This is a genomic window from Lewinella sp. W8, assembly GCF_004375085.3.
Classification (GTDB): domain Bacteria; phylum Bacteroidota; class Bacteroidia; order Chitinophagales; family Saprospiraceae; genus Neolewinella.
This window is the reverse complement of record NZ_SNAQ03000019.1, coordinates 114,839-141,479: the sequence shown is the minus strand read 5'-3', so window position 1 is coordinate 141,479 and position 26,641 is coordinate 114,839. Positions and strand designations below refer to the sequence as shown.

17 protein-coding genes and 1 pseudogene are annotated in these 26,641 nt (G+C 54.4%); 13 read left to right on the top strand and 5 right to left on the bottom strand.

The features are described 5' to 3' along the window. Window positions 1-306: 306 nt before the first annotated feature. Both E1J53_RS19320 and E1J53_RS19315 read right to left on the bottom strand, forming a co-directional pair. Window positions 307-1,188: a dienelactone hydrolase family protein gene (locus E1J53_RS19320; protein ID WP_134274139.1), complete on the bottom strand. Its 882-nt coding sequence runs from the start codon at window positions 1,186-1,188 to the stop codon at window positions 307-309. A gap of 60 nt (window positions 1,189-1,248) precedes the next feature. Then, window positions 1,249-2,106 carry an alpha/beta hydrolase gene (locus tag E1J53_RS19315; protein ID WP_134274141.1) on the bottom strand — a complete coding sequence of 286 codons (858 nt, stop codon included), beginning with the start codon at window positions 2,104-2,106 and terminating at the stop codon, window positions 1,249-1,251. 202 nt (window positions 2,107-2,308) lie between these two features. On the opposite strand from E1J53_RS19315, the gene fmt reads away from it, so the two are divergent. The 4 genes and pseudogenes from fmt to E1J53_RS19295 all read left to right on the top strand — a co-directional run bounded on the left by fmt (window position 2,309) and on the right by E1J53_RS19295 (window position 9,224). Next, window positions 2,309-3,247 carry a methionyl-tRNA formyltransferase gene (gene fmt / locus E1J53_RS19310; RefSeq protein ID WP_253932101.1) on the top strand — a complete coding sequence of 313 codons (939 nt, stop codon included), beginning with the start codon at window positions 2,309-2,311 and terminating at the stop codon, window positions 3,245-3,247. A gap of 358 nt (window positions 3,248-3,605) precedes the next feature. After that, entirely contained in the window at window positions 3,606-6,542 is a 2,937-nt protein-coding gene (locus tag E1J53_RS19305; protein WP_134274142.1) for a T9SS type A sorting domain-containing protein, read from the top strand. A 244-nt stretch (window positions 6,543-6,786) separates the two neighbouring features. Continuing rightward, a pseudogene (locus E1J53_RS19300) lies at window positions 6,787-7,071 on the top strand (methionyl-tRNA formyltransferase); the annotation flags it as partial. Between the two features lie 449 nt (window positions 7,072-7,520). Continuing rightward, window positions 7,521-9,224, top strand: a complete 1,704-nt coding sequence (locus E1J53_RS19295; RefSeq protein WP_173021564.1) for a T9SS type A sorting domain-containing protein — start codon at window positions 7,521-7,523, stop codon at window positions 9,222-9,224. 306 nt (window positions 9,225-9,530) lie between these two features. Here the strand turns inward: E1J53_RS19295 and E1J53_RS19290 are convergent, their stop codons facing one another. Next, a complete protein-coding gene (locus tag E1J53_RS19290; RefSeq protein WP_134274145.1) occupies window positions 9,531-10,784 on the bottom strand; it encodes a hypothetical protein in 1,254 nt (417 codons plus the stop codon). 425 nt (window positions 10,785-11,209) lie between these two features. Here E1J53_RS19290 and E1J53_RS19285 point away from each other — a divergent pair, with 425 nt between their 5' ends. The 3 genes from E1J53_RS19285 (at window position 11,210) to E1J53_RS19275 (ending at window position 15,389) form a co-directional block, all read left to right on the top strand. Beyond that, window positions 11,210-12,940, top strand: coding sequence for a hypothetical protein (locus E1J53_RS19285; RefSeq protein ID WP_134274146.1), 1,731 nt, complete (start codon window positions 11,210-11,212; stop codon window positions 12,938-12,940). Window positions 12,941-13,017: 77 nt separating this feature from the next. Then, window positions 13,018-13,617 carry a hypothetical protein gene (locus E1J53_RS19280; protein WP_134274147.1) on the top strand — a complete coding sequence of 200 codons (600 nt, stop codon included), beginning with the start codon at window positions 13,018-13,020 and terminating at the stop codon, window positions 13,615-13,617. A gap of 179 nt (window positions 13,618-13,796) precedes the next feature. Next, window positions 13,797-15,389, top strand: a complete 1,593-nt coding sequence (locus tag E1J53_RS19275; protein ID WP_134274148.1) for a DUF4157 domain-containing protein — start codon at window positions 13,797-13,799, stop codon at window positions 15,387-15,389. A gap of 192 nt (window positions 15,390-15,581) precedes the next feature. Here the strand turns inward: E1J53_RS19275 and E1J53_RS19270 are convergent, their stop codons facing one another. Next, window positions 15,582-17,225 (bottom strand): S41 family peptidase, encoded by a 1,644-nt coding sequence (locus E1J53_RS19270; RefSeq protein ID WP_134274149.1) that lies wholly within the window; start codon window positions 17,223-17,225, stop codon window positions 15,582-15,584. Between the two features lie 180 nt (window positions 17,226-17,405). On the opposite strand from E1J53_RS19270, the gene bioA reads away from it, so the two are divergent. Next, window positions 17,406-18,698, top strand: a complete 1,293-nt coding sequence (gene bioA / locus E1J53_RS19265; protein ID WP_154640246.1) for an adenosylmethionine--8-amino-7-oxononanoate transaminase — start codon at window positions 17,406-17,408, stop codon at window positions 18,696-18,698. Window positions 18,699-18,723: 25 nt separating this feature from the next. Then, window positions 18,724-19,230, top strand: coding sequence for a DUF4442 domain-containing protein (locus tag E1J53_RS19260; RefSeq protein ID WP_134274151.1), 507 nt, complete (start codon window positions 18,724-18,726; stop codon window positions 19,228-19,230). 13 nt (window positions 19,231-19,243) lie between these two features. Here E1J53_RS19260 and E1J53_RS19255 read toward each other — a convergent pair whose 3' ends face one another. After that, the gene (locus E1J53_RS19255; protein WP_134274152.1) at window positions 19,244-22,426 is read right to left on the bottom strand and encodes an AsmA-like C-terminal region-containing protein; all 3,183 of its coding nucleotides are present in this window, start codon (window positions 22,424-22,426) and stop codon (window positions 19,244-19,246) included. 112 nt (window positions 22,427-22,538) lie between these two features. Between E1J53_RS19255 and E1J53_RS19250 the strand changes: the two genes are divergently transcribed. The 4 genes from E1J53_RS19250 to E1J53_RS19235 all read left to right on the top strand — a co-directional run bounded on the left by E1J53_RS19250 (window position 22,539) and on the right by E1J53_RS19235 (window position 26,559). After that, window positions 22,539-23,714, top strand: coding sequence for an HRDC domain-containing protein (locus tag E1J53_RS19250; protein ID WP_134274153.1), 1,176 nt, complete (start codon window positions 22,539-22,541; stop codon window positions 23,712-23,714). Between the two features lie 69 nt (window positions 23,715-23,783). Next, window positions 23,784-24,407, top strand: a complete 624-nt coding sequence (locus E1J53_RS19245; protein WP_134274154.1) for a thioredoxin family protein — start codon at window positions 23,784-23,786, stop codon at window positions 24,405-24,407. Window positions 24,408-24,617: 210 nt separating this feature from the next. Continuing rightward, window positions 24,618-25,967, top strand: coding sequence for an ATP/GTP-binding protein (locus tag E1J53_RS19240; RefSeq protein WP_134274155.1), 1,350 nt, complete (start codon window positions 24,618-24,620; stop codon window positions 25,965-25,967). After that, window positions 25,960-26,559, top strand: coding sequence for an RloB family protein (locus tag E1J53_RS19235; RefSeq protein WP_134274156.1), 600 nt, complete (start codon window positions 25,960-25,962; stop codon window positions 26,557-26,559). Before E1J53_RS19240 ends, E1J53_RS19235 begins: the two co-directional genes overlap by 8 nt. Window positions 26,560-26,641 lie beyond the last annotated feature (82 nt).

Below are 26,641 nucleotides of genomic sequence, written 5' to 3'. Positions count from 1 at the left end.
TAGAGCCTGGGACCGTCCTTTCCACATTCTCCGCGCCGAAATAAATCCCCGAAGGGGTTTCTTGCGGGAGAATGTGGAAAGCACTCAGGAATAACTTTTAACCAGACACAGTTTATTGAACTATCCCGCTCTTGCCGAGCCAGGAGACCGACCTTCTAACGAACTAACAGACCAACGTTCTAACAGACTACCATTCTAACGAACTAACAGACTACCATTCTAACGAACTAACAGACCAACGTTCTAACGAACTAACAGACCAACGTTCTAACGAACTAAAAGACTAAATTCTAAAAGACTAACGAACTATTCCCCCAGCATCGTCCGGAAGAAATTGATGGTGCGGTCCCAGGCGAGGGTAGCGGCGTCTTTGTCGTACCGCGGGGTGGTGTCGTTGTGGAAACCGTGGTTGACGTCGGGGTAGAAGTGAGCGGTGTAGGCCTTCTGGTGTTCCATCAGGGCGGCTTCGTAGGCGGGCCAGCCGGCGTTGACGCGATTGTCCAGACCGGCGAACTGGAGCATCAGGGGAGCCTTGATGTTGGGGACGTCCTCGGCGGCTGCTTGTCCACCGTAGAAGGGAACGGCGGCGCCCAGTTCGGGTACGCGCACGGCCATGTTGTTGGAGATGGAGCCCCCGAAGCAGAAGCCCACTACGCCGACCTTATCGGTGACCTCGTCGCGGTTGCGGAGAAAGTGGAAGCCGGCGATGAAGTCTTCCAGCATTTCTCCCCGGTCGCGCTGCCGCTGCAGCTTGCGACCGTCGTCGTCGTTGCCGGGGTAGCCGCCCAGGGGCGTGAGGGCATCGGGGGCCAGGGCGACAAAACCCGCTAAAGCGGCTCTACGGGCGACGTCTTCGATGTGCGGGTTCAGGCCCCGGTTTTCGTGGACCACGAGGATGCCGGGCAGGGACTCCTCGGCGTCCGCCGGCCGGGCGATCAGGGCGCGGATGGTGCCGCCGCCCTTGGGGGAGTCGTATTCCACGTAGGCCGTTTGCAGGCGGGGATCATCCGCCGGGACCTGGATTTTTTTCTGGTAATCGGGGAGCAGGTACTCCATGAGTCCGGCCACGGTGAGTCCGCCGACGGCGTAAGCCGAGAGCCGTTCCATGAACTCGCGCCGTTCAATTTTATCGTGGGCGTATTCGTCGTACAGGTCAAAGACCTCCTGCTTAATTTCCTTGCGGGACATATTCGGTTGGCTTGGTTTATTGCGGAAGATACTACCCAAGGTCCGAACACAGAGGAGGAATCAGACCGATTTTGGCCACCGGTTTACGGCCTCCATATGGTCTTCCATCCAGGAGAGGACGAAGGCGAAAACTTCTTCCCGCTCGGGCTCGTGGTGTAATTCGTGGTAGAGCCCCGGCCAGGATTTGAAGGTCAGTTGGTCGGGGTTGCGGGCCGCAAATTCCCGGCTGGCCTCGGGATCGGTGATGCCATCTTTGCCGCCGTGCATCAGTAGGGTAGGGATTTCAACACCGTCGGCATACTGATCCAGATGGCGGGCGGCCTCCAGCATGTCGATGCCGGTTTGGCTCGTCAGGCGCTGGTGCACGAGGGGATCCGCCGCGTAGGCGGGAGCGATGGCGGGGTTGCGGCTCAGTTGGCTCAGGTCCAGTTGATTATTCTGGGCGAAGGTGGGCATGACGCTGCGCATGACCTTTCCCAGCCCGACGATGACGGGATTGGGCCGAAAGCTGGTCCGGATGTGGGGGGCGGAGACGATGGCTCCGGAAATGTCGGGCTTGCGGCGGATGAGGTAGCGCAGCAGCAGTTGGCCGCCCATGCTGTGGCCGTAGAGGAAGACGGGCAGGTCGGGGTAGCGATTTTCGCAGGCCAGGAGGAGTCGGGCGATTTCGTCGAGGAATTCCCGGAACTGCGCGGCGTAGCCGCGGCGGCCTTCACTGCGGCCGAAGCCCTGTCGGTCGTAGCCCACCACGGCCACGTCGGCGGCGGCAAAACGCTCGGCCAGCCCGTCGTAGCGGTGGACGTGTTCGCCCAGTCCGTGGATGAGGCCGACCACCGCCCGGGGATTTGCCACGGGCCACTCGCAGGCGTAGATCTTATTGCCGTTATCGTTCGTCCAGTGAAATTCCTTGTACTGCATGGGGTAAAGATAGGGCAGGAAGTAGAGCTTGTTGGGATATTGGTGATCGACCTCAATTTGGTCTTTTTTGGCGCTGGCTGCGTTGGGAATATCCTCATCCCGGCTGAGCCGAGGACTCCGGTATCTCCGCCTTGCCAGCACCGAGCAATGCTCACATCCAGTCAGACAACCAACATCCCAACTAGCGCTTATCTTCGCGCCCATGAAGCCACGCATCGTTTTTATGGGTACTCCGGACTTCGCCGTCCCGAGTCTGGAAATTCTGTTGGAGCACGATTATCCGGTCGTCGGGGTCATTACGGCCACCGACAAAATGGGCGGACGCGGAGGAAAGCAGTTGCTGGAATCGGCGGTGAAGAAGTGTGCCGTCAAGCACGGAATTCCGGTGCTACAACCCAAGAATTTAAAGGCTCCCGAATTTCTAGAGGAGTTGCGGGCGCTGCGGGCCGACCTTCAGATCATCGTCGCCTTCCGCATGCTCCCCGTGGCGGTGTGGGACATGCCCCCCCTGGGCACCTTTAACCTCCACGGTTCCCTGCTCCCGAAGTACCGGGGCGCGGCGCCGATCAACTGGGCGGTGATTAAAGGGGAGAAGGAAACGGGCTGTACGACCTTTTTCCTGCAGCACGAAATCGATACGGGCGATATGCTCCTGCAGCGGAGCTTGCCCATCGGGGAAAACGATACGGCCGGGGACGTACACGACCGCATGATGCTGCTGGGCGCGGGGCTGGTGCTGGATACCGTCCGGCTGATCGAAAGTGGGGAGTACGCCCCCCAGCCGCAGGACGATACGGCGGCGACCCCGGCCCCGAAGCTGAACCGGGACATGGCCCAGATTGATTTTTGCCAACCCGTGGAAACGGTGCACAACTTCGTTCGTGGCCTCAGTCCCTGGCCCGCGGCCTGGACGACGATGCAGGGCGACCAGCTGAAGTTGATCCGGACGAGGGTGGAGCAAAAAGTCCACGATCACCTTCCCGGCACCATCGTGACGGACAACAAGACCTACCTCAACGTCGCCTGTGGAACCGACGGCTTCCTCGTGGTGGAGCACCTGCAGCTCGCCGGTCGCCGGCGGATGGACACGGAGACTTTCCTAAGGGGCGTGGAGTTGGGGGAGGGAACGGTTTTGGGGTGATGTAAAATAGTTAAGCCCCCTGGAAGGGAAACGGGAAATTTGGCGGCGCGGCGCGTGGAGCAAAGCGGAATACTCGGCTTAGCCGGTACAGGTGCCGTGGCGGTGCAGTGGAGCCAGGGTGAGAAGGGTAGGGGGTGCTGCTGCTTGCGGAGGATGCTGCTGTGGGGGAATGAGCCTGTGCTGTAAATCCAGGGACTTTTAAGTAGAGCGAATTTGGTGGTCATTTAGAAATATGCCCATGCTTAGCCCTCCTTCGGGGAAGGGGTCAAACTCAGGCATTAGTTCAATTAAGAGCTGTCCTAAAAGGGGTAAGGCTACAGATACACTATCCGTACCTTTATCAACCTAATTTCTGCTGATGAAAAAGATATTTCTACTTCTCTTGCTGAACCATGTGCTGTTACTCGCGCTCTCCGCCCAGCTCCGCTTTGAACATGATTTCAGCCAGGTTGCCGTCGGTGGCGAACCGGAATGGGTCACCCCGGCAAACGGGAAAATATACTTCTCTGCCGATGATGGTTTTCAGGGGAGGGAACTCTGGGCGTATGATCCTGAAACTAATCTGAGCTACCCGGTAGCGGATTTTAATCCTGGTCCGGAGGATGGTAGCCCTCGTCAACTTATTACTACCGAAGCAGGGCTCTTTGGAGTTGCTAATCTGTCTACAAATCGGGAGGGGATTTGGTTATTGGCCGCCACCCAGAACGAGGTGACCAATATTGTAGGTGCCGAGGGGAACTTTATTCGGATTGCTGCACCTACTTTTTACCAAAATAAGTTGTACTTCCTGGGGTGGCCCTCTAATGGTGAACAATTTTTACTCTACCGTTACGATCTCGAAAGCGCTGTTCTTCAACCACTGACCGATGATTTCGCACCCTGGTTTTTTGGTAGTAGTTACCTTCAGCTAGAATTATTGGCGGACAGCGGGGAATTGTACTTCACGGGCATCGATACCAGCGACAGTGTCCGGAAGTTGTACCATTATTCCACTGTTGCGGATTCCGTTGTTTTGATCAAAACCAGTTTTTCCGAAGCGGGGAATTCTCTAAATATTCTGGAAATGACCAGCTCGGTTGATACCCTGGCTTTTCGTCACCAGAGCGAAAATAACAAGCAAGTCCTGGGTTTTTATATCCGGGGTACGGATAGTCTCAGTTTCGATACCGAGATGGAATTGCTCAGTGCTTCCCTTAGTAGCCCCAACATACTCTTTGCTGGGGAGCATTTTTATTTACGCCAGTGGAATCGGAACTTCAGTCGTGCGGTTTTTCTCTCGTATGAGTTCGCTTCGCAGTCAGCAACGAACGTTCCCGGTATTCCCGCAGATCGGAATACTTTTTACATGGAGGGGCTGGCCGATGGAGATTTACTCATTTGTACCCGTGATGATTTCTCTGGAGTGGAGTTTACCGCCCGAAAATTAAATCCGCTTACCGGGGAAATCCAGACCATCACAAAGCTTAGTGAACTCTGGGAAGCCCAGCCTAGTATCATTTATGACTTGCAGCAACCGGCCAGCCGCCTGGCACTCATTGACGAAATATGGTTCGCCCAGGGGCCCGGGCCAGAGGGCGAAATAGAACTTTTTAACTTTAACCAATCGACTGGCGACGCTCCGCTTCAACTTACCAATCTGAACCCCAGTAACCGATCTGGATTGGTCCGACTGCCCATGCAACCAAGCCCCGATGGTGGCATCTATCTTCGCCAGCAGCTGTATGACAACCAAGAAGCTATCAGCCCACGTCCCTGGCTCAACTATGATCCAATCAATCGGTCGGCTCTTCCCATACTGACCAACGTTAACTGGGGTTTTTACGGCAAGCTCTACCAGTTTCCCGGCTATCTGGTTCTCACTCAAGTCGAATATCAAGGGCAGCAATACGAAGCCATTGCCTTTGATTCGCTGGTCCAGAATTGGGTGCCTATCCTGGCACGAGACAGCTTCAATTGCAACTCCGCCTTCCGGGCGGCTGGCTCAGTCGTCCAGTTCGGTGACTATATTTACCTGACCAGTTGCGACGCTAGTGGCCGGCTGCAGCTTCGTCGTCACCAGATGGGAACCCCCGGCACCGAAGCAGTAAGTGCCTTTACCGATAAATCCCTGTTTAAGGGTGGTCTGACGGACGAAACCATCGTTAATACTGGCACCCAACTGATCCTGTCCTATGGAGATTCCAATTACGATTGGCTAGCCCGTGGGTGGCTCACATATGATGGTGAGCAATTTGATACCGTCTCACTGCCGGCCGGTCGGGTGGCCCGCGAGCCTGGCCTGGAAATCGTCAATGGCATCACCTATTTCAATACCGCTGCGGCAAATGACCCGATCGGAAGTTACTACCCCATGTTCCTCAACGAAAGTAGCAATCAGCTACAGCCCATTTTAATTAACGGCGACACCGTGCGGCAAATTTTCAATAATGAATTCAGACAAGCAGGGAACGAGACTTACTTTTCTTACCAAGATTCCCTATACGTCCATTCTGGGGTGACTAACGAAGTCGCAAGTATCCGTGAATGGCCCGCCACTTTCCAGTACGTCTATAACTATTTGCAAGCCGATGACCGGCTGTACTTCATCGCTTTTTCCAGTGGCGCGGGCCGCCAATTATATGAATGGCTTCATGGACAAGATACATTCCGTCAAGTCACCAACCTGGAAGCCGATTATGATCTGAGCAACGTCTACTACGCCGTACTGCAAAATGATGTCGTCTACTTCATGGCGGATGATGGCGTCCGTGGAAACGAACTATGGAGCTACCACCCCAACTGCTTCGGTTTATCGGTCACCAGCGAACCTTCCAATATTAACTGGCCCACTGGCTCGGCTGCTGTTTCAACGGATTCATCAGCCATTGGTCCGTTTACCTACCAGTGGAGCAACGGCGCCGTGGGTCCAACGCTGGAGCCAGTCGCCGCCGGCTTTTACGAAGTCACCGTAACCGATGCCGCCGGATGTAGTATCAGTGCGGGAATCTGGGTAGAAACCAATGGCATCATCAGCTCCAATAATGAACCTGAACCAGCAAAAACTCAGGTCTTGATCTTCCCCAACCCAACTGCGGATCGCCTGTTTATCCGCACCGAGGGCCAGGAGTCAGTAGGTGCTCTTGCCGTATTTACCATGGATGGTAGAAAGGTATTGGGAAAACGATTCGGTGATGGTAGTAATAATGGAGATACATTCATCGACACCCAGTCGCTTCGCCCCGGTATATACGTCATCCAGCTGCTGAACCCGGCGGGGGAGTTGCTGAGTGTCAGGCGGTTTGTGCGGGCGAATTAGTCGTTGGTGTAATCAAAGGTTAAACGAGTTCAATCATTTAGAATCTTAAAAGGTGCTTTGGTAGAAAGAAGCCTCATGTTTAGGTCGACTGATTGATTTTAGTTTTTCACCAGAAACGGCCTTTTTGAAATAGAAAGCTTGCAAAAAATGAAGGAGAGTACGCCCCCCAGCCGCAGGACGATACCGCGGCGACCCCGGCCCCGAAGCTGAACCGGGAAATGGCCCAGGTTGATTTTGCCAACCCGCGGAAACGGTGCACAACTTCGTTCGTGGCCTCAGTCCCTGGCCTGCGGCCTGGACGACGATGCACGGTGACCAGCTGAAGCTGATCCGGACCAGGGTGGAGCAAAAAGCTCACAAGCACCTTCCCGGCACCATCGTGACGGACAACAAGACCTACCTCCACGTCGCCTGCGGTACCGACGGCTTCCTGGTCGTGGAGCACCTGCAACTCGCCGGTCGGCGGCGGATGGATACGGAGACTTTCTTAAGGGGGATGGAGGTGGTTGAGGGGACGGTTTTGGGGTGATTGAAATAGTCATGCCCCCCTAGGAACTAAGCGGAATATTTGGCGGCGCGGGGCGCAGGTGCCATGGCGATGCAGTGGAGCCAATGTGAGAAGGGTAGGGGATTAATGCTGCTTTGCAGTGGATGGTCCTGGGTGGTGAGCCTCCTAGACTGCTTCTACGACGATGTTAAGAACCTTTGAATTGCGTGAATCCCTACCTAGACGGGGCAATCAGGTCAACTTGAGTGGTCTCGCCAGTTGAGTCATCGGTTACCGCAGAGTTACGTATTTTAGTGGATCCAGGTAGGGATTAACACAATAATTGTGTATCTATGGTGGGGATTCACGCAATGCGTGAGTGGCGTTGTTGGAGAGAAAGTCTCCGCTGCGCTCCCCCCTTCTCCCCAACGGTAAGAAAGAAAAATTGCAATAAGACTATATCCGTATTTGTAAAAATGAAAAACACCAAGATGAAGTTATCGTTGCCAAAATTAACCGTACTGCTTTTATTAATTGCACATGCATTCCATGTTGAGGCGCAAATATCGAGTGTGAGACCCAGCTTCGAGATAGACGAACCGACTGTGAGCACAACTTTTTTTATATGGTATGCTGAAAATGGAGGTCAATTAAGTGGTCCTTGGATTCCTTTGGAAGGGCGCGAAAACTGGACTGGGACACCTGAATGGTGGAAAACCCAGATCAAGCAAGTTATGATGGCTAATATTGATATTATTCTTGTCCATTTAATGCATCAGACTGATGAAAGGAGACTGACCTTATTTCAGGCATTATATGAATTAAGACTAGAAGGCTATGAAGTGCCAAAAGTTGCTCCATACTTGGATCCTCTAATTACTTGGGGACAAGGAAATGGTCTAGATATGGCAAATGTGCAGGATAAAGACGCATTTGTGGACCAATATATTAGGTTTTATAACCTTTATTTTGAAAAAAATCCAGATGAATTTGCTGAAGACTATTTAGCCAAAATGGACGGAAAACTTATCCTTGATACCTGGCATACCTTTGTTACGGTGAATAATATCGATCAACTGACTAGAGCGGATGTAGAAAATAGATTGGCTGCAGCTTTTCCGGATCGACCTCTGTTTCAGAATGGTGTTTACATGTTAACAACGGCTTTGAATAATCCCATAATAAGTTTTGCCGATGAAAGAATCGTGAAATTTGAGGTAAATGAATATTACCGGGAATTTGAATTCAACGGAATTACAACCGCCACTTTAAAAGGTGGTTATTGGGATCAAAACATACGTACTCCAGGTGATTTTCTACCACGAAATGGGGGAGCAAACTATAAGCAAGCATGGCAAGAACTGTCTTCTGCAGTTGATCGAATTTACGTTGAAAGCTGGAATGAATATGACGAAGGAACTGGGATTTACGCCGCAGACACCATGGGTCCCTTTATTGCACCATCGAATATTTCTGGAAATACGGATGTATGGTCGGAAACAAATGACCCTTATGAATACATACGGACTACAGCTAAATATAGAGCTGATTTCAATGAGCTTCCAGCACTGGATGCACGAATCATTTCCTTTAACCTACCCGATACAGTTATAGCTGGAGAGAATTATGACATTGAATTTTTGGTTCAAAATAATGGGAATGAAAGCTGGACTGGATCGGCTGGTTTTAAATTTGGAATTCAAAGTTCCACCACAAACTTGAATGATGTTTTTGATTTCGTCGATGATCAGGATATAAATAATGAGGTTGATATCTATGAAGGGATATTTAGGGGACGACCAGTACAGTTCAACATTAACCTATTAATTCCAGAAGATGCTGATAGTACTTTTAATGTTGTTTTTTCGATGTTCAAGAACGAGAATTTCTTTGGGGCAGATATAAGTCATAACTTCCATGTGCAAAAGACAACAACCTCGATTAATGGCCATCAGGCAGCCAAAGAAATACTCTTTTATCCTAACCCAGTAAAGACCAGTATCTTTTTAGAATTACCAAAAGGAAATATGCGTTGGGAGATATTTGATGGTATTGGAAAAAATGTCCAATCAGGCCAGATATCCAATTCAGAACCAATAAATGTCAGCTCATTGAAAAAAGGCATTTATTATCTAAGACTTACTGGATATAATAATTATGAGTTTAACAGGGTGTTTAAATTCATTAAGAATTAAGAGGAGGTATTGCATACAGTGGTGATTGGTCACCTTAAAGATGTTCACCGAATGCTGAGAAACTACCTGCACGGAGAATTGGGAGAGGCGATCAATTGCTTGCTGGCCGGAGCGGCCTTCAACCTCAAAATGCGCCTGAACCAAATTAGGGCGGTTATTTGGCGAGTTTCGGGCCTGATAGGCGGCTGGGTAGTGCCGCAGACACGCTAAAATCGGAGGCTACTCCCGATCTGAACGATAAACCCTAACCTGAAAACTCGCTTATCCGCGTAGTGAGCCCGCAAGGGGTAGCTTTTTCAGGGGCGACTAGTTAAATTCAGCTTTTAGGGCTGTATTTTTCTGATTCCATATGACAATTTCAAAGTCGGATTTATCCAGAACTAACGTAACCTTCTTATCATCCGTCTCTTGTATATCGTAAGGAACGGCTTTGCCGACTTTCTCACCTTTCTTGTAGGCAAGTACCAAACATGGGCACTGGATATCTTCTTCAACAAACGATAGTTTCACTTCTCTACGATCATCATACACCATCCATTGCGGACGATCGTACTTTTTACTTCTTGGGTGGAAAACTGCAATGTCATACCTGAATGTGCCCATAGGAGGTAAATCAAGAGAGGTTTCCTTTCGTTGCTGACCAAATGGCTCTCCAGATTCATTGACAAAAACACTAGGTTTTTCTAGATCTGTAATCTGATAATACGAGTTTTCGTAATCCCTATTACCCTTTTCAGAATAAATGGTCTGACTTATGGTTAATGGGTCGATTCCAGTGAATTCCGTCAATCTCCCCGCCATCGCCTTTCCCCAACCCATGGAACTGTTAGGCATTCCTCCTTCGTACACATGATCAAAACCACAGTGAATTAATATCTTTTCGTTGGGGTATCGATTTAGATGGGATTCAATATTCCGGGCTTGATTAATTTCTCTTTCCCTCCCATTAGCATGTCCACTGCTTTCGTACCCAAATATATTGAACCCCATATCAAAGGCAGTTCTTATTAAATTGCCAAATTGAGGTTCTTGGGTAAAATATCCAGAATCAAGAATAGGATAGCCATTGGCTTGGATAATTGAATCTGCTTGAGGCGTATTAAAATATCCTTCCATGCCTAAGTGCTTAAAGCCCCTTCTTTTGAGTCCTTCAAGTATTCGAGTGGTGAAAACTCGATGTTGGGGCATTTGATGAGCTTCATTTATGATGACTACCTGGTGCTCTTCAGCTTTATTCAATATATAATCTATTGCATCCATTGCTTTATAGAGGGCAAAACTATCTCGTTGTTCCTGGGTAAGTCCAATTTCAATTGATTCTTTCGTATCCCAAATCTCATGCATCCTTGCTATATTGCCTATTTTGGCAAATTCCCATGCTGTTCTGTCGACATTTGTAGGAAAGGTATCCCAATAGGAAGAAAAATTATACGGTATCTCATTTGACGCTGTATCAAAATGAAAGTCGAATTCCACAAAATCCAACTTTTTATGATCTTCATTTTTGGTACTACAGGCAACGCTCAGCAAAGTGATAGCAATAATAAATAGGTGTTTCATTCATTAGTTTTTTATGCCCGATTAGTTTAATGTTTTCTTCATTGATTAAGATAAATATACATTAGAATTGTGTCCTAAAATCTACTGAATCACATAAGACTGTTTTTAGAGCTATTAACTCAGCTAAGCCGATTATCCCATCACACTGCACCCGCACCGGCTGAGCCCAGTATTCCACCTTGCACCTGCGCTCCGTCGCAAGACCCTTCTCCGTTCCCTACTTCCGATGCAAGCCCTTCTCCGCTGATCCCCCGCCAAAAGCCCCCAAACTTCCCCTGGCCCCGGCTCACTCCCAGCACCCCGAATCCCTCCCCAACCGACCGTTTCCTAAAGGAATCTAAAAGGGGGAAGGGCAGCGCAATATCCTTGCGTCTGGAACATTATAGTGTTTTGTCTTTTTTCCAGTGTCCACCAAGTATCCCCATATGAAACTCCGTTATCTTCCCTTATTGCTCCTAGTTGCTCTTTTTGTGGTACCCCAGGAGGGCGAGGCGCAAAGACGGCGGAAATCCAAGCAAGAAGACGTCTGGCCCCCCGAGCGGGCCTACGGCCGGACGACCCTCGGCAACGCCCTCCAGAGCGTGTTCTCCCGGCACTACGACTTTTGTGGCTTCACCAAGGCCAGCGGTAAGCGGGACTATACCCCGCCGACGATCGACCGCTTTCTCGGTCGGCGCACCCTGCGGACCCGCGTGGAGAAGGCCAACATCAACGGCGGGAACCTGCTGAGTTACATCTTCAACGGTCCGGAAACGGAGGTGCCGCTCGACCTGATCCAGTACCGGGCGGATAATCTGCTGTTCAACGAGGCGGAGGGGATCAACCTGGTCCCGCAACCGCGGGAGGGATTCGATGCCTTCCTGCTGACCAAGAACTGCAGCGGCTACCTGAAGGCCTGCCTGGATGCGGGCATCAAGCCCCCCTACGCCGCCTTCACGGCGGCACTCAACACGGACGCCCAGCGCAACAGCACCGTGGTGGCCATGGCGGGTAGCTTCGTGAGTCCCCTGGCGGAAATCCTGGCGGCCAATGATGCCCGAACGACGGAGCTCATGGCGCAGCTGTGGCGCTTCTATCAGGACAACCCGGAATACGCCGGGGCCGCCTACTACATCACCCAATTCGAGGGGGTACTGGTGAAGCACCTGACGGACGCGGAGGAAGTCTCCCGCGCCGAGCAAAACCTTGGCGTCAACGTCGCTCTGCCGCTGGCGGCCAAGATCAACGCCAACCTCACCCGGGGCCGAACCGGGGGATCGACCTTCAGCGGAACGGACTGGGAAACCATCGTATTCGCGGACTTCGAGGGGCCCTACCAGCGGGATCGGATGTACGCCCGGCTGCCGAACCCCCAGGAAATTGCCGACTACTTCCGCTCTAACCCGTTGGCCGTATCTCCGGGGATGCCGGTACCACCGCTGCGGGAAGGCGGCGCCCACCAGCACTCCGTGGAGGTAGCCGGCCTGCCCGCCGGCCTGGCCGGCGCCGGATGGCAGCTAGAAAACGTGCGGGGGAACGCCTTCCGCGCCAAGCCCAACCTCAACGTGGCGGCCACCACCGAGGGGCTGCGGTTTACCCTCAACGGACAGAGTGCTCCGGACTTGTTCCTGACCGAGATGCCGGGGGCCATCGAGGCGGTGCCGATGTACTACGAACTGAGCCTTCCGGCCCGGGGCGGTATGCCCGCCCTGAACATTCCGGTGCGGCAGCGGCTGCTCACCTCACCGCATCCCCTGGTGGACATGGCCGGTACCCGCTTTGAGCTTAACCGGAAGAACAACGGGCAGTTTGCCTTCCAGTGGTACATCACCCTGAACGTTACGGACCGGGAGAACCCCCTGGATGACCTGGGTACGATTGCCCTGCAGTCGCTGCGGGCCGGCTACGCCGACGCTCCGCTGGACCTGAAGCTGCTGGAGGCCACCTTCGACAAACAGCGGGAGACTATTTACCTGGTCCTGGAATCCGAACGGACCTGGCCCCTGAAAAATATCGATGACCGGAATATGCTGACTTATCCCCTGTCCATGGAACTCGCGCTGCCGGTGCGGGACGGGTTCAGTGCCTGCATGCGCAAGGTGGAGGCGCGCCTGGCCGTACCGCGCATCCGGGTCGATAACGTCCCCTACCTGCCGGGCAGTAAGGGGGGAGAATAGTTTTCGGGGCGGGACTCACTTATCCGGCTGGCTTTCCCGAAACGAATGCTACATTTGGCGACCATAAATTTTCGCCGATGACCACTCGTTTGCTTACCCTTTTGCTGTTGCTGGGCTGTTTCGTGTCCTGTACCGACGCTGCGCCCGATTCCGCCACGGAAGATGCCCCCGTGGAAACCTCCCTGCCCCAGCCGGGGACCGAGCCGGCAACAACCACGAAGCAGGACAACAACATTTACCTGGAAACCAATAGCGTTGGCGACGTGGAAATTGGAGCCTTCGTTGAGGATCTGGTGGCCAGGGGTAGACTGAAAAAGGATGTCCTCCAAACCGGTGAAGGAGATTTCGATATCTGGGTTATCCTGCACGAGGAGCACGGGGAAATCGGCTACGTGATGGAAGATTTTCAAGAGACAGGGACCATCGGTTCGCTGCACTTCACCTCCGAGGTGGTCAGGACCGACCGGGGACTGGGCGTTGGCTCCACCTGGCAGGAGCTGCGGCAGGAACATCCCGATGCCGTCGCCCACGGCTCGGAAATCGAGGGGTATACCTCGACCGAAGCCGGAGGCTTCATTTTTGAGCTCGACGCGCGGCACTGGAGCTACGAGATTAACCAGGAGTCCATCCAACCGGATACCAAGGTGACGGCGCTGGTGGTGATGAAGCCGCGATGATCAGGTCGTAACCACGAGAAGTTTTGGGAAAAGACGGGTTGAGAGGGTGCATGGGCCCATTCCAGCGGGAGGTAACTCCCTTCCGACCGGGGAATCGGGTATAAATACGTATTTCATCCGGGGGGAATTAGGGCTACATTTAAGGAAGCCCGGTAGATAAGGGGCTAAACCCCAATAGGATGTACGAACCCAAGTCCAAAAAAGAAGGAAGTCACCATCGGTCGGTTGCGGAGGCCGTCACCCAACGGCATAAGGCTGATCTGCCCTCGGTGGGCATCCCGGATCAGCGCCGGGAAGCCGCGGTCCAGCGCAAGTTGATGGCGCTAACGCGTCCCGAGCCCCTGCAAAAAAAGGAAAACGATACTGGTCTTCCCGATAAGTTAAAGTCGGGGGTAGAGCAGCTGTCGGGACTGGCGATGGACGACGTCAAGGTGCACTATAATTCCGCCAAACCTGCAACCGTGCAGGCGCACGCCTACGCGCAGGGAACGGACATCCATTTGGCTCCCGGGCAGGAACGGCATTTACCCCACGAAGCCTGGCACGTTGTCCAGCAGAAGCAGGGTAGGGTGCGCCCGACGATGCAACTGCGGGGAAAGGTCAACGTCAACGACGATGCCTCGCTGGAACGGGAGGCCGACGTCATGGGGGCCAAGGCCTTAAGGACCCGGCAGGACGCCGCCGCAGAACCGCAGCGGAAACCGGCTCCCGGATCGGCCACTCAGCGAATGGCGGTGATCCAACGGGAGGATGATCCAGTCGTGAGGGAGGAGACGGACCGGAAAATAGACGCGCTGGCCGGGAGGGTGATCACGATTATGGAGAGGATCAAGGGCATGCCCATCCACGAGAAATCCCGTGAGGAGCAGGGGGCCGCGAAGGGAGAAGAGATGGTGGAGCGGTCCGACGAAGTGATGTATGCGCTGACCCACCCCGTTGAAACCGTCAAGCAGGCCGCCATTGATCAGGCCAAAAAGGCGGCCAAAAATTACTGGAAGGGGCTTTCCCCCCAGGAAAGATTAAGCATCTGTGCCAGGGCAGGGAGCGCGGGGCTCCGGGTCGTGGGCGAGGTGGTCTCTAGTGCTACTACGGGGACGTCCGGAAGTGGCGGCTCCAGTGAGCAATCGGCCAAAGCACACGCCAAGGAAAGTGGAGGTGGATTTTCCCTGAGTAGGCTGTTAGGCGGCAAGTCCAGTTCGTCCACTTCTTCCCAGGAAAATAGTCGATTCCACAGCGCTCTGGAGAGCCTGAATGCACAAGATCTGAAGACGCTCTACGGGATCATGAAGGAGACCAATGGAGCAAGGAAGGAATGGAAGGAAGCCAACGCTCAGGTGAACGCGAAGATCAAGGGCGCTGCCGGTAAGGTGGGTGGATTTGTCGGGAAAATGCTGGGGAGTGCGGAAGATAGTATTGCCAAGACCCGCTTGGCCAGTGAAATCACGCCCCAATTACCATCCCTGCGGGAAGCCCTGGAAGAAATCAGGGGACAGGCTACCGGAAATAGCGATTTTGATCGCTACCAAAAAGAGTACGATACCCTTAATTATGCACTTACGAATGCGATAAATGGCCCCTTAAGTTTATTGGTGGCAGACCTGAACGAAGAGGGCATTGAGAGTGCCAAGAAACAAGCAGCTATCGTCATCCATAACCTCGGAGATCATCGCACCGAAAGACAGATCAAAGGCGGAATTGACAAGGTGGCCAGTACCGTCAATTCAGCCAAGGAGAGGGTGGGGGCGTTTTTTTCTTCGGTGTTTAATCAGTAACGGTGAAGAGGCTCCTTCCTTAGCGTCGTCAAGCCTACCATCCGGTATACTGTCCTTGTTTGGCCTGATCTTCTCCGTAACGGATCAACAGATCTGAAATTAAAGGAGTCATACAGGACGAAAAGAGTGACGAAGTCAGGGATACTAGACAAAGAATAGTAACCGAAAAAAGAATCATTCAAGGTCGGTATCCTAATCCTCCTCCCGCGCCGCGGCCAGGGGGTCGGGCCGGTTCAGGAGACGGAGGGTTTCCAGAATCATTTCGTCATCCTGGTTCAGTACCTCGTAAAAGGCAGAGGCGCCGAAGAGGATGCGGGCCAGTCTGGCGGAGAAGTACCGCGACAGTTCCGGACGAAGCTTGGCGGGAATGTCCTCCAGGGGCTCGTCGTAGGTAGCCAGGGCCATGGCCGTCAGGTCGGGAATGATTTCCTCCAGGTTCGGGCGGAAGCCGGCCATAAAGGCGGCCAGGTTTTCGTAGTTGGCCAGCTCGGGGTGTTTGCGCTGGTACTTGAACACGTAGGGGGAAATCTGCTGCCGCAGCCGCAGGAAACTGGTGTTGTTGAGGGTGGTGTCCAGGGGGACGAAGAAGTCCGGCGTGATGCCTCCGCCACCGTAAACGGGGTAGCCGTTGTCGGTGAAGTACGTCAGGCTGCTGTCCACGGCGGCTTCGCTTTGGCCGGTCAGCTCACCGGAATCGTAGCGGCGACCGATGTCGCTGCGGTATTCATCCTCCCCGTCTTCGTAGGAACGCTGGATGCTCCGGCCGCTGGGGGTGTAGTAGCGGGCCACCGTCAGGCGCAATGCGGACCCATCGGAGAGGGGGTACTGCTCCTGAACCAGTCCCTTGCCGAAGGTGCGACGTCCCACCACGATGCCGCGGTCGTGATCCTGCACGGCGCCGGCAACGATTTCGCTGGCGCTGGCGGAACTTTCGTTGACCAGCACGGCAACTTCCTGAATGCGGTAGAAGGCACGACCATTGGTGGTGTAATCGACCCGACGGGAGTTTCTACCCTGGGTGTACACCAACAGCTTTCCCTTTTCCAAAAAGAGCTGGCTGAGCATTTTGGTGGCCTGCTGGAGGTAGCCGCCGGGGTTATCGCGCAGGTCAATGACCAGGCGGGTGGCCCCTCCCTTTTCCATTTGTTCTTCCAGCGCCATGACGAACTCATCGTAGGTGGTGGCGCTGAAGCGATTGATCTTAACGTAGGCCGTCTGGTCGTCCAGCTGGTAGGCGGCGTCCACGGAATACACGGGGATGGGCGCCCGCGTCAGGGTATATCCCTGGAGTTCGGCCTCTCCCGGACGACGGACGGTAATGCTGACGTCCGTTCCGCTGATGCCCCGCATCAGGCTGGCGGGGTCGATACCGAATTCATTGACGCCGGTCACCACACTGTCTTCCACCATGATGATTTGGTCTCCGGCCCGCAGTCCGGCGGCTTCCGAGGGGCCGCCGGGCAGGGCACTAACCACGGTGATGGTGTCTTCGATGACCAGGAATTCAATCCCGATCCCCTCGAAGTTACCTTCCATTTGCTCGGTAAGGGCCTGGAGCTCGTCGGCGGGGATGTAACTGCTGTGGGGGTCAAGCTCGTCCAGCACGGCGTGAATGGCCGCTTCGTGCAGGCGCTCCTGATTGGCGTCATCCACGTACTTGGCGTCAATGTAGCGCAACAATTCGTCCACCCGTCCGTGACCCGGAGCACCTTCCTGGCCTCCGGAGCTGATCACCAGCGGTGCCTTGCTCTGAAGCCGGAAACCAATGAATAGTCCCGCCGCCAGGGTGAGCGCAAATAACGCGGGTAACCAAATGTTGCTAGACTGCTTACTCATATTACTCAAGGAAAGGACGGAAATCAAAATTTGTTGACCCCGCGAAGAGGAAACAAAGATAGAACGGACTGAATTGATGCCGGATAAGATTTTTGTCATACCCGTTCCACGGATGCGGTAAAAAGGGGACGCACCGTATTTTTGCCCACCCCAAAGTAACGTTCTATCCATCCTTCCCAACTGCAATTTGACCGCGAGCACCTTTGGCACCCCTACACCTCCCTGGTGGATCCCCTGCCGACCTATCCGGTGGCTTCCGCCAGCGGCGTACGCCTGACCCTGTCGGACGGACGTGAGCTCATCGACGGGATGGCCAGTTGGTGGTGCGCGGTACACGGGTACAACGTGCCGGAACTGAACGCGGCGGCCCGGGCGCAACTGGACGACATGTCCCACGTGATGTTCGGGGGGCTCACCCATCAACCGGCGGTGGCCCTGGGCGAGCGCCTGGTCCGGCTGACGCCGGACGGCCTGCAGCGCGTATTTTTGGCGGACAGCGGGTCGGTCAGCGTGGAGGTGGCCATGAAGATGGCTGTCCAGTACCAGTACGCCCGCGGTGAGCGGGGGAGAACAAAGTTTCTCACTTTTCGTGGCGGCTACCACGGCGATACCACCGCACCGATGTCGGTTTGTGATCCGGTTACGGGTATGCACCAACTCTTCGCGGGCTTTCTGCCGGAGCATTACTTCCTCCGCCGGCCCCCGGCCGGCGTGGGGGGAACACCCGACGCGGACTACCGCCGGGAAATGGAAGTCTTCTTCCGCCAGCACGCCGACCGGGCGGCGGCCTTCATCTGTGAACCCGTCGTGCAGGGAGCGGGGGGGATGCATTTTTACCACCCGGAATTTCTCCGGGACCTCCGTGCCCTCTGCGACGAGCATGACGTCCTGCTCATCTTCGACGAAATCGCCACCGGTTTCGGACGGACGGGGAAGTTGTTTGCCGCCGAGCACGCCGACGTTTGCCCCGACATCATGTGCCTGGGCAAGGCCCTCACCGGTGGCTACCTGACGCTGGCGGCCACTTTGTGTACCGACAGAGTAGCCCGGACCATCGGCGAGAGTGACGTCAAGGTGCTGATGCACGGTCCCACTTTCATGGGGAATCCCCTGGCCTGTGCGGTGGCCGTGGCGAGCATTGACCTTCTGCTTTCCAGCGACTGGCAAGCGGCCGTGGACCGCCTGCACCGGGGACTTACGCGGCACCTGCGCCCCGCCGCCCAACTGGCCACCGTCAAAAACGTGAGAACCTTCGGCGCCATCGGAGTGGTGGAAACCCATCGGGCCGTGGACGTGGGAAAAATCCAGGCCTTTTTTGTCGATCAGGGCGTGTGGGTTCGTCCCTTCGGTCGGTTAATTTACGTGATGCCACCCTTCGTCATGCCCGACGAAGACCTGAAAAAGCTCGCGGATACCATCGTGACGGCCTGCGCGCGGGAAGAGTTTTTTCTCGGTGAAGCGAAATTTCGCTAACTTCGGCTCGTCCAAATCTAAAGTCGTGACCCAACAACTGCGTAAGCTGAACCCCAAACAGGAGGAATACTTTGCCAATACCCGCAGTTCGTGGAAAATGCGACTCTTTTTCCTTCAGAAAATCCCCTCGCTCAGCTGGTGGGGGGTGCGGGTGACGGCTTCGGATCCCCAGGGCGTAGAGGCCACGATTCCTTACAACTGGCGCACCCAGAATCCCTTCAGCAGCACCTACTTTGCCGCCCAGAGCGGCACGGCGGAGTTAACGACGGGACTGCTGGTGATGGCCGCCACCCAGGGACACGGGCGCCGCTTCTCTACGCTCGTCACCGATTTTCGCGCGCAGTTTACCAAGAAGGCGACGGACCTGGTCACCTACCGGTGCACCCAGGGAGAGGAAGTCTTCGCGGCGGTGGACCGCGCGCTGGCTTCGGGAGAACCCGTGGAAATCCCCCTCGTCAGCGTCGGCACGATGCCAAACGGCGTCGAAGTGGGTAGGGTAGCGGTGACCTGGTCGGTCAAGGCCAAGGGCTAGCGCAAGCGGGCGCTTATTCCCCGCCACTCTTTTTCTTCCGGAACGGATTGAATTTTTCCAGTTCACGCTTCAGGCTGTCCACGGTGGTCCCCACCTGGGTAGGCAGCTGGAGGGAGTCCTTTTTGGTGGTGTCCCGACGCAGCCCGACGGCGTTGCGTAGTCTGGCCGCGGCTTCCTGGCGGAGGCGCTCGGCTTCCGCCGCGGCGGCCCGACGAATACTGTCCTGAATGGCCTGAGCGCGGTTGCCGGCGACGTTGCGCAGGCTGTCAATTCTCTGTTGTGCCTGGTTCTGCACGGCGGCTACCCGGTCATTGACTTCCCGTTCGACGGTTGATCGGAGGGTGTCGATTTCGCCGCGGACGCGGTCTTCCACCGCACCGGCTACGACATCCCCCAGGTTCCCGGCCGAGCCGTTGGTGCCCAGTAGCTTGAAGGTGGGCTTGGGGTCCGCGAGGCTTCCCGTCAGGTTGATGCCCAACTCGATGACGTCTCCCGGATCGATGTTGATCCCCAGGCGGGAGGCCTGGTTGGCGAGTTGATCCAGCCCGGCCAGAGCGGTTCCGGTAACGATGTTACCCTTGATCATTTCCCGGGGAATATCCGCCTTGATCTGGTAATCCATTTGCCGGTTGAGGCCGTGGACGCCCTGGACGTTCATGGCGATGCCGGCCACCCGGAAGTCGAAAGGTTCAATGCGCACCTGCCCGTCCTCTACCTGGAAGGTGGCAATGATGTCCCTCAGGGTATTACCGGCCTGGAATTCCTGGATGTTGAGGGCCTGACCGATTACCCGCAGCGGTTTGTAACCCGCAATGCTGGTCTCGGCGGTTTCGAAGAGCCCCTTCGCGTCCAGCGTTTCCAGCCGGGGGAAGAGGTCCTGTCCGAGTTTACCCTCCACGATTAGGTCCGTGCTGAACTTACCCTCGAGGAACTTGGCAATGGGGGCCAGTGCCGCGAAGGAATTAAGGCTCCGAAAGGCTTCGGCAAAGTCCAGCGACAGTAGATCATAGTGGAAGCGGAAGCCCGGGTCTCCGGGGTCGGAGGTGTCGTAGGCTCCGGCAAAATTCATTCGACCACCAAGCAACTTGGCGCTGGCCTGGTCAATGATGGCCTGGCCCTCCTGCACGAGCAGCTGTCCGCGCATATCGACGAGATTGACGTCGGCGTACTTGAGCTTGTCGGCCACTACGTCCAGCGTGAGGTTGATGTCTTGCGGGACGGGAATGACGGCACTCTCGGCCGCGGCGGCGGGGGCTTCCCCTGCGGGTGCGGCTACTTCCTCGTCCATCAGGTCCGCCAGGTCAAGCATCGGGGAGCGGATGGAGAGATAGCCGCCCAGTACCCCCTCCCCAAAGGTGTAGTCGAATAAGTTCCGGATCACGCCGGAGCCGGCGAAGGAACTGTTCCCCAGGCGGGCCTCCGCGGTGGCGATTTCCAGGTTGTTGGGTTTGAGGTTTCCAATTGCGCGAATGTTCTCCGGTCGGTAAATGTCGTAGACGAGCTGGTCAACGCTGGCGTCCAGGTCAAAGTCAAAGCGGGAGAAGGGCACGGCATCGTCGGCGCTGGCGGCGGTCATTTCCGCCGGGCTCCGGTCCTGGGCTTCCGTTTCCTCCGCCGGCATCCATTCGTTGGCGTCAAAGAAGGTAGACTGCAGCTTGAGGTTGCCGCGCATGGTTTGTTCCGGACTGAAGTAGGCCAGGTAATTCGTGATTTCTCCGCTACCACTTAGGTCGCTTCGTCCCAGCTGGGCGGTGAAGTTGTTGATGGCGAGATTTTGGGGCCGAAACTCCGCCGAAGCCCGGTCAATCTTGACGGGGGGTAATTCGTCGGTAACGTAGGCAAAATCACTGACGTCCAGCGTGCCGGAAACGCCGACGTCATCGTAGCGGCCGGCATTGAGGACGCTCTGCCGGACGTTGTTCAGCGTGACGTTGGCCACGATGAGGCCCGCAAGCTCCCGTACCCCTTCGAGGGGAATGGCCTGGGACCATTTGTTGAGGTCGATCTTGCCGTCGATCCGGGCGTTTACATTGGGGTCACTGTTGAGGGTCGCCAGGCGTAAATTGCCGCGGAATACGTCCCCGCCGAGGTTCAGGCTCAGTCGGGGGATGTCGATCACCATTTGGTCGAGATCGCTACTGGGGCTGTTGATCTGCAGCTGAGCGTTGATGTCCTTCAGGCCCACCGGCCGACCGGGGTACTGTACCGCTCCGTCGTTGATGGTACTCTGCACGGTGAAGGCCGGGTAGGTATTGGTGGTGCCGTTGTAGGGGCCCGTCACGGTGCCTTCCAGACTAAAGGTGCCACTGGTCTGAATCCGCTCGTAGCCCTCGGTGTAGGCCGAGGGAATCATGCTCCAGATCTGCCGGAATTCGTTGAGCGGGGCGCGGTAACTGAGGTCAAAAACGATGTCGTCGTTGTCTTCCAGGTCCATACTCCCGGAAAACTCCAGGGGCAGGGCGTTGAGTAAGACTTCGTTTTCCTTGAAGGTATAGCGCTGCTGGTCCAGGTCGACCCCCACGATGGCGTCCGCCACGGTGTGTACTTCATTCAGGTAGGTAATGCCACCCTGGCGCACCGTCAGGCTTTCGGCTTCCGACTGGGTGTCCAGATCGAAAACGGTGGCGGCGAAATCGCCGTCGCCGGTGGTTTCCAGTCCGTGAATTTCCACGTAGGTTTCGGTGGTGCGGTCGTCGTAGACGAAGGTGCCCTGGTTAATTTCAAAGTGGTCCAGTTCAATTTTGGCTGACGCAGGTGCCACGTCTTCGGGTGGTGCCGACTGATCGGTTTCGGGAACGATGAGGTAGTTGGCCAGGTCCGGACCAAGCACCAGCAGATTGACCGTCGGCTGATCAAAATAAACGGCGTCAATGAGGTAGTTGCCGTCGCCCTGCAGCACCGAAAACAGTCCCAGATCAACCTGGGCACTTTTCCCCTCCGCCAGGGTGTAGCCCGCGAAGGTATCGGTGCCCACGACCGCAAAGTCTTCAATGAGCAGACTGACCTTGGGGAAGCTGCGGAAAAAGCTGAGGTTAACATCGCCGGCACTGACTTCGGCGTTGATGGAGCCGTTGATGCTACGCTGGACGTTGGCGATGATCTCATCCTTAAAGATGACGGGAGCCACGAGGAGGAATACGACCGCAAGCGATAGAAAAATAAAAATACCGAGGAGCAGTCGTTTGAGAATTTTCATGGTCAGTAGCTGGATAAGATGGTCAATTCAGATGAATAATAAACACATACAACGACCTGGTGTTTGCTGCTGGTGTGCAAATCCCTTACCTTCGGCCGTTCAAATTAGATATATGAGCGCTCCGGCCCGACAATATACTTTCATCGACACCTTTGAGGCCCTGGAAGAGTTCGCCTCATCCCTACGGGGAATTACCTGGCTTGGGTTTGATACGGAGTTTATTGGCGAGAAGCGATACTTCACGCTCCTGTGCCTCATTCAGGTCAGTTGCGATCGGGGGATCTACCTCATTGACCCCATCGCAATTAAAGACCTCACTCCCTTCCTGGACTTTCTCACGGACCCCGAGGTCGTCAAGATCACCCATGCGGGAGACAACGACTACCGCCTGCTGAACCAACAATTCGGGATTGTCCCCAAAAACGTGTTCGACACCCAGGTGGCGGCCGGCTTCATCGGCCACCGGTATCCGATGAGCTTTGCCAAGCTGGTGGAGGCCGAAACGGGCACCCGACTCGGTAAGGGGTACGCGGTCACCGACTGGTCGCAACGCCCCATGAGCGCCAAGCAAATTCGCTACGCCCTCGACGACGTCCTCTTCCTGAAGGAGTTGTACGATAAGATCACCGAGAAGCTGACCGAAAACGGAAGACTTGACTGGGCGCTGGAGGAATGCGGACTCATGGCTCAGTCCAGTTACTACCACCGCGACCCGAACCACGAGTTCCTCAACAGTAACCTGGCGCGCTCGGCGCGCACCGCCGAGCGGCTCTTCCTGCTGCGGCTCTATGAGTGGCGCCGGGCCATGGCCGAGCGCAAGGATTACAGCAAGGAAATGATTCTGCAGAGCCGCGTCATCTCCCAACTGACCCGGGGCGTGAAGGGCGGTAAGGACGCCATGCTGGAAAATCGCCGTTTACCCCAGAAGACTATCAAGCGCTTCGGGGATGACTTCATCGAGATGTACAACCGGCCCGCAACGGACGAGGAGAAGGCCATCATCAACAGCATCCAGCGGTCTTCCCGGGAAGAAGAGGAAGACGATATGCTGATCGAACTCCTGTACCTGATCATGAAGTACCGGGCCAGCGAGGCGGACATCAGCCACGCCCTCATCATGCCCCGCAACGCCATCAAGCGCATGAAGAAGGATCCGGAGGTACGCGAAAGCATCCTGGGTAGTGGTTGGCGAAGAAAACTGTTGGGCGACGATTACGTCCACTGGGTCGAGCACTTTGATTCCCTCAGTATGAAAATTGAGGGCGGAAAAATTGCTCTCGTCTTTTAACTGTCGGTTCCGGACAGTAGCCACTGCACCCGCCGGGAACCGATTGGCGCCCAGTGATGTTTCCCCCGCATGAAGCACATCATTGAAGCGGCCCTGGCCGGGGCCATGACCTACGCCGAGTACCGGAAGCTGCTGACCGACCTACTGGCGGAGGGCAAGACCACCGGACCGAACCAGACCAAGACCTACCTGGACGCCGCGGTGCAGAATCAGTCCCGGATGAACCGGCTGGATCGCCGGTCGCGCTTCACCGAAGCCCTGGAGGAAGCCATGGAAGGGCTGTCGGGCAACTACCTCATGCTGGCCATTACGGAGGGTTGGTGCGGAGATGCCGCCCAGCTCTTGCCCCTCTTCAATCACCTGGCCGAACTTTCCCGTCACCTGGACCTTAAACTCGTGCTGCGGGACGAAAACCAGGAACTCATGGACCTCTTCCTGACCAACGGTGCCCGGGGCATCCCCATCATCATTTTTCTGCATCCGGAAACCCTGGAAGTCATCACCCACTGGGGTCCGCGCCCCGCGCCGGCCCAGCAGATGGTGATGGACTACAAAAAGGATCCTTCTCCCGATAAGGACTACGATGCCTTCAACGTGGCGCTGCACACCTGGTACGCCCGGGACAAGACGGCCACCACCCAGGCCGAAGTGGTGGAGGTGCTGAAGCGACTGGAGAAGGGGGTGGAGGCTTAGGGCACCTACACTGTCTGTCCAAGAGAATTACAAGTTGGCGCTCATTTATCTGTTCCTTCGCCAAAGAATCTAGCTCCTTTCCGTGGACGCATGTAAAGGAAGAACTTGTCTAGTGTGTAAATGAGATTATTTCACGTTTTTGATCAAAAATGGGCGCTTTAGTGTATATTTAGACGTAAAGTAGCGTTGTTAACGTGATAATATCTTTTTATGCTGTTGCGCTTCGTAGTTGAAAATTTTCTCTCTTTCTCTAGTGAGATCGACTTTACTCCTTTCCCTTATACGCGTCTCAGGGAGAAAAAAGATCACATATACCATACCCCTCAGGTCGACCTGCTAAAAACTGCTGCGATTTACGGGGCCAATGGATCGGGAAAGTCAAATCTCGTTAAGGCAATGGCTTTAATCCGAGATTTTGCGGTCAAAGGTGATTTACATAGTGGCTTGACTATGGTCAGCCCCTTCCGACTTGACTCTGATCGAATTAAGCAGCCATCCAACTTTGAAATTGAGTTTTTCCACGAAGGAACTTATTTCTCTTACGAGATGTCGGCAACGCGAACTCGGGTAACTAAAGAGAAATTATCCATCCTTCATCCTGAGGATAATCATCGGGAAGTTCTTTTTAGTCTTTCAACCATTGGGGAGGAACCGAAAATCTTTATTGATCCTCGGTATCAGCAAACCGATGAAGACAAGGCGCGTATCAATATTTATTTTAAAGAGGTACTCACTCCGACAGGCTCTTTACTTAAAATTCTAGCTCATAATGATGCCTTCCCGGAGTTACGGCAAGCTTACAATTGGTTTAAGGATTATTTCGTGGTAATTCAGCCCAATGACAACTTCATAAATATTGCTGAGCTCCTTTACAAGGATAAAGGATTCAGAGACTTTGGGCAGAACCTGCTAAAGACTATGGATACCGGGGTTACCGATATGTCTCTAGATCGGATGCCCTTTGAAACATTTTTCGGATTAGATGACGAGCAGAAAAAGCAAGAAGTTCTTCAAGCACTTCACCAAGGGCTTGATTATGTAAAGATGAATGTCTACGGTGAAGAACTGCTTTTACGGCTAGAAGGTGACGAGGTAATTGTTTATCGGGCAGTCCTTTTCCACGAAACGGCAGATGGAACTCCAATTAAATTCTCAATTCGTGAAGAGTCAGATGGTACACGACGTGTCCTGGATTTCCTTCCACTTTGGAGAAGTTTGAAGGACATGCCGGCGGTAATAGTAATTGACGAGATAGGCAGGTCTCTTCATCCCAGCCTGCTTGATCACCTAATTCGAGTATTTATGAGTAGTGATACTAAGGGGCAGCTCATCTTTACAACCCACGAGGACAACTTACTTAGTCAAGAGATATTTCGTAGAGATGAAATTCATTTAATGAATAAAACAGCTCAAGGGAATAGCGAAATCTATCCCTTAAGCGACTACAAATCACGTAACGATACCGATTTAAGGAAGAATTATCTATTTGGACGTTTTGGTGGAACCCCACAATTATCCCCCTACTTCTCACTGGAAAGGAGAGCTGCCGAATATGAGTAAGCGGCGCGGATATAAAAGGGTAGATGGTGCTTTCAGGGACCGAAGAACTTTTGTTATTGTTCCTGAAGGTGCCGTAACCGAAGTAGATTATTTTACTAAGCTTGCGGCCAAGCAAAGAAGAGTGAGGGTGCTTCCTCTGCCGCCACCCGATCGAACGAGTTCTGCTCCCGTCCACGCTCTCCGCCGTGCAATTGATTTCGTTACTCAGGGGCAACTTGAACGAGATGATCAATTATGGATTGTGTTAGACACCGACCGCTGGAGTGAGAAGCAATTAATGGAGGTTCGTCGCGCTTGTGACGATAAGGGGTGGGGACTTACCATCAGCAATCCCTGCTTTGAGTTATGGCTATATCTGCACTTTGCTGATTTGCCGGAAGACTTTGATGGAGGGAGTAAAGAGATGAAAACCGCTTTGAAGGAAGTCTGTGCGGCAAATAATGGGTATCGACCTGAAGAGGCGGTAAAGAATCTGCACCTGGCAATTGAACGCGCTGCTTCCCTCGATACCCGAAAAGATCATTTACTTCCTCCGCGTAACGTGACCCAAGTATATCGTTTAGCGCAAGCTATCCAAGAATTTTTAGAATAGTTCAGCCTAATGGATTCTGTGGACCTTTAGGAGAAGGTATAGTCTTCAACCACCTAATTATGTTGTTCCGAATTTCAGCGCT

Coding starts and splice junctions, on each gene's coding strand:
- E1J53_RS19320 (WP_134274139.1), bottom strand. CDS start 1,188: ATGTCCCGCAAGGAAATTAAGCAGGAGGTCTTTGACCTGTACGACGAA.
- E1J53_RS19315 (WP_134274141.1), bottom strand. CDS start 2,106: ATGCAGTACAAGGAATTTCACTGGACGAACGATAACGGCAATAAGATC.
- fmt (WP_253932101.1), top strand. CDS start 2,309: ATGAAGCCACGCATCGTTTTTATGGGTACTCCGGACTTCGCCGTCCCG.
- E1J53_RS19305 (WP_134274142.1), top strand. CDS start 3,606: ATGAAAAAGATATTTCTACTTCTCTTGCTGAACCATGTGCTGTTACTC.
- E1J53_RS19295 (WP_173021564.1), top strand. CDS start 7,521: ATGAAGTTATCGTTGCCAAAATTAACCGTACTGCTTTTATTAATTGCA.
- E1J53_RS19290 (WP_134274145.1), bottom strand. CDS start 10,784: ATGAAACACCTATTTATTATTGCTATCACTTTGCTGAGCGTTGCCTGT.
- E1J53_RS19285 (WP_134274146.1), top strand. CDS start 11,210: ATGAAACTCCGTTATCTTCCCTTATTGCTCCTAGTTGCTCTTTTTGTG.
- E1J53_RS19280 (WP_134274147.1), top strand. CDS start 13,018: ATGACCACTCGTTTGCTTACCCTTTTGCTGTTGCTGGGCTGTTTCGTG.
- E1J53_RS19275 (WP_134274148.1), top strand. CDS start 13,797: ATGTACGAACCCAAGTCCAAAAAAGAAGGAAGTCACCATCGGTCGGTT.
- E1J53_RS19270 (WP_134274149.1), bottom strand. CDS start 17,225: ATGAGTAAGCAGTCTAGCAACATTTGGTTACCCGCGTTATTTGCGCTC.
- E1J53_RS19255 (WP_134274152.1), bottom strand. CDS start 22,426: ATGAAAATTCTCAAACGACTGCTCCTCGGTATTTTTATTTTTCTATCG.
- E1J53_RS19250 (WP_134274153.1), top strand. CDS start 22,539: ATGAGCGCTCCGGCCCGACAATATACTTTCATCGACACCTTTGAGGCC.
- E1J53_RS19245 (WP_134274154.1), top strand. CDS start 23,784: ATGAAGCACATCATTGAAGCGGCCCTGGCCGGGGCCATGACCTACGCC.
- E1J53_RS19240 (WP_134274155.1), top strand. CDS start 24,618: ATGCTGTTGCGCTTCGTAGTTGAAAATTTTCTCTCTTTCTCTAGTGAG.
- E1J53_RS19235 (WP_134274156.1), top strand. CDS start 25,960: ATGAGTAAGCGGCGCGGATATAAAAGGGTAGATGGTGCTTTCAGGGAC.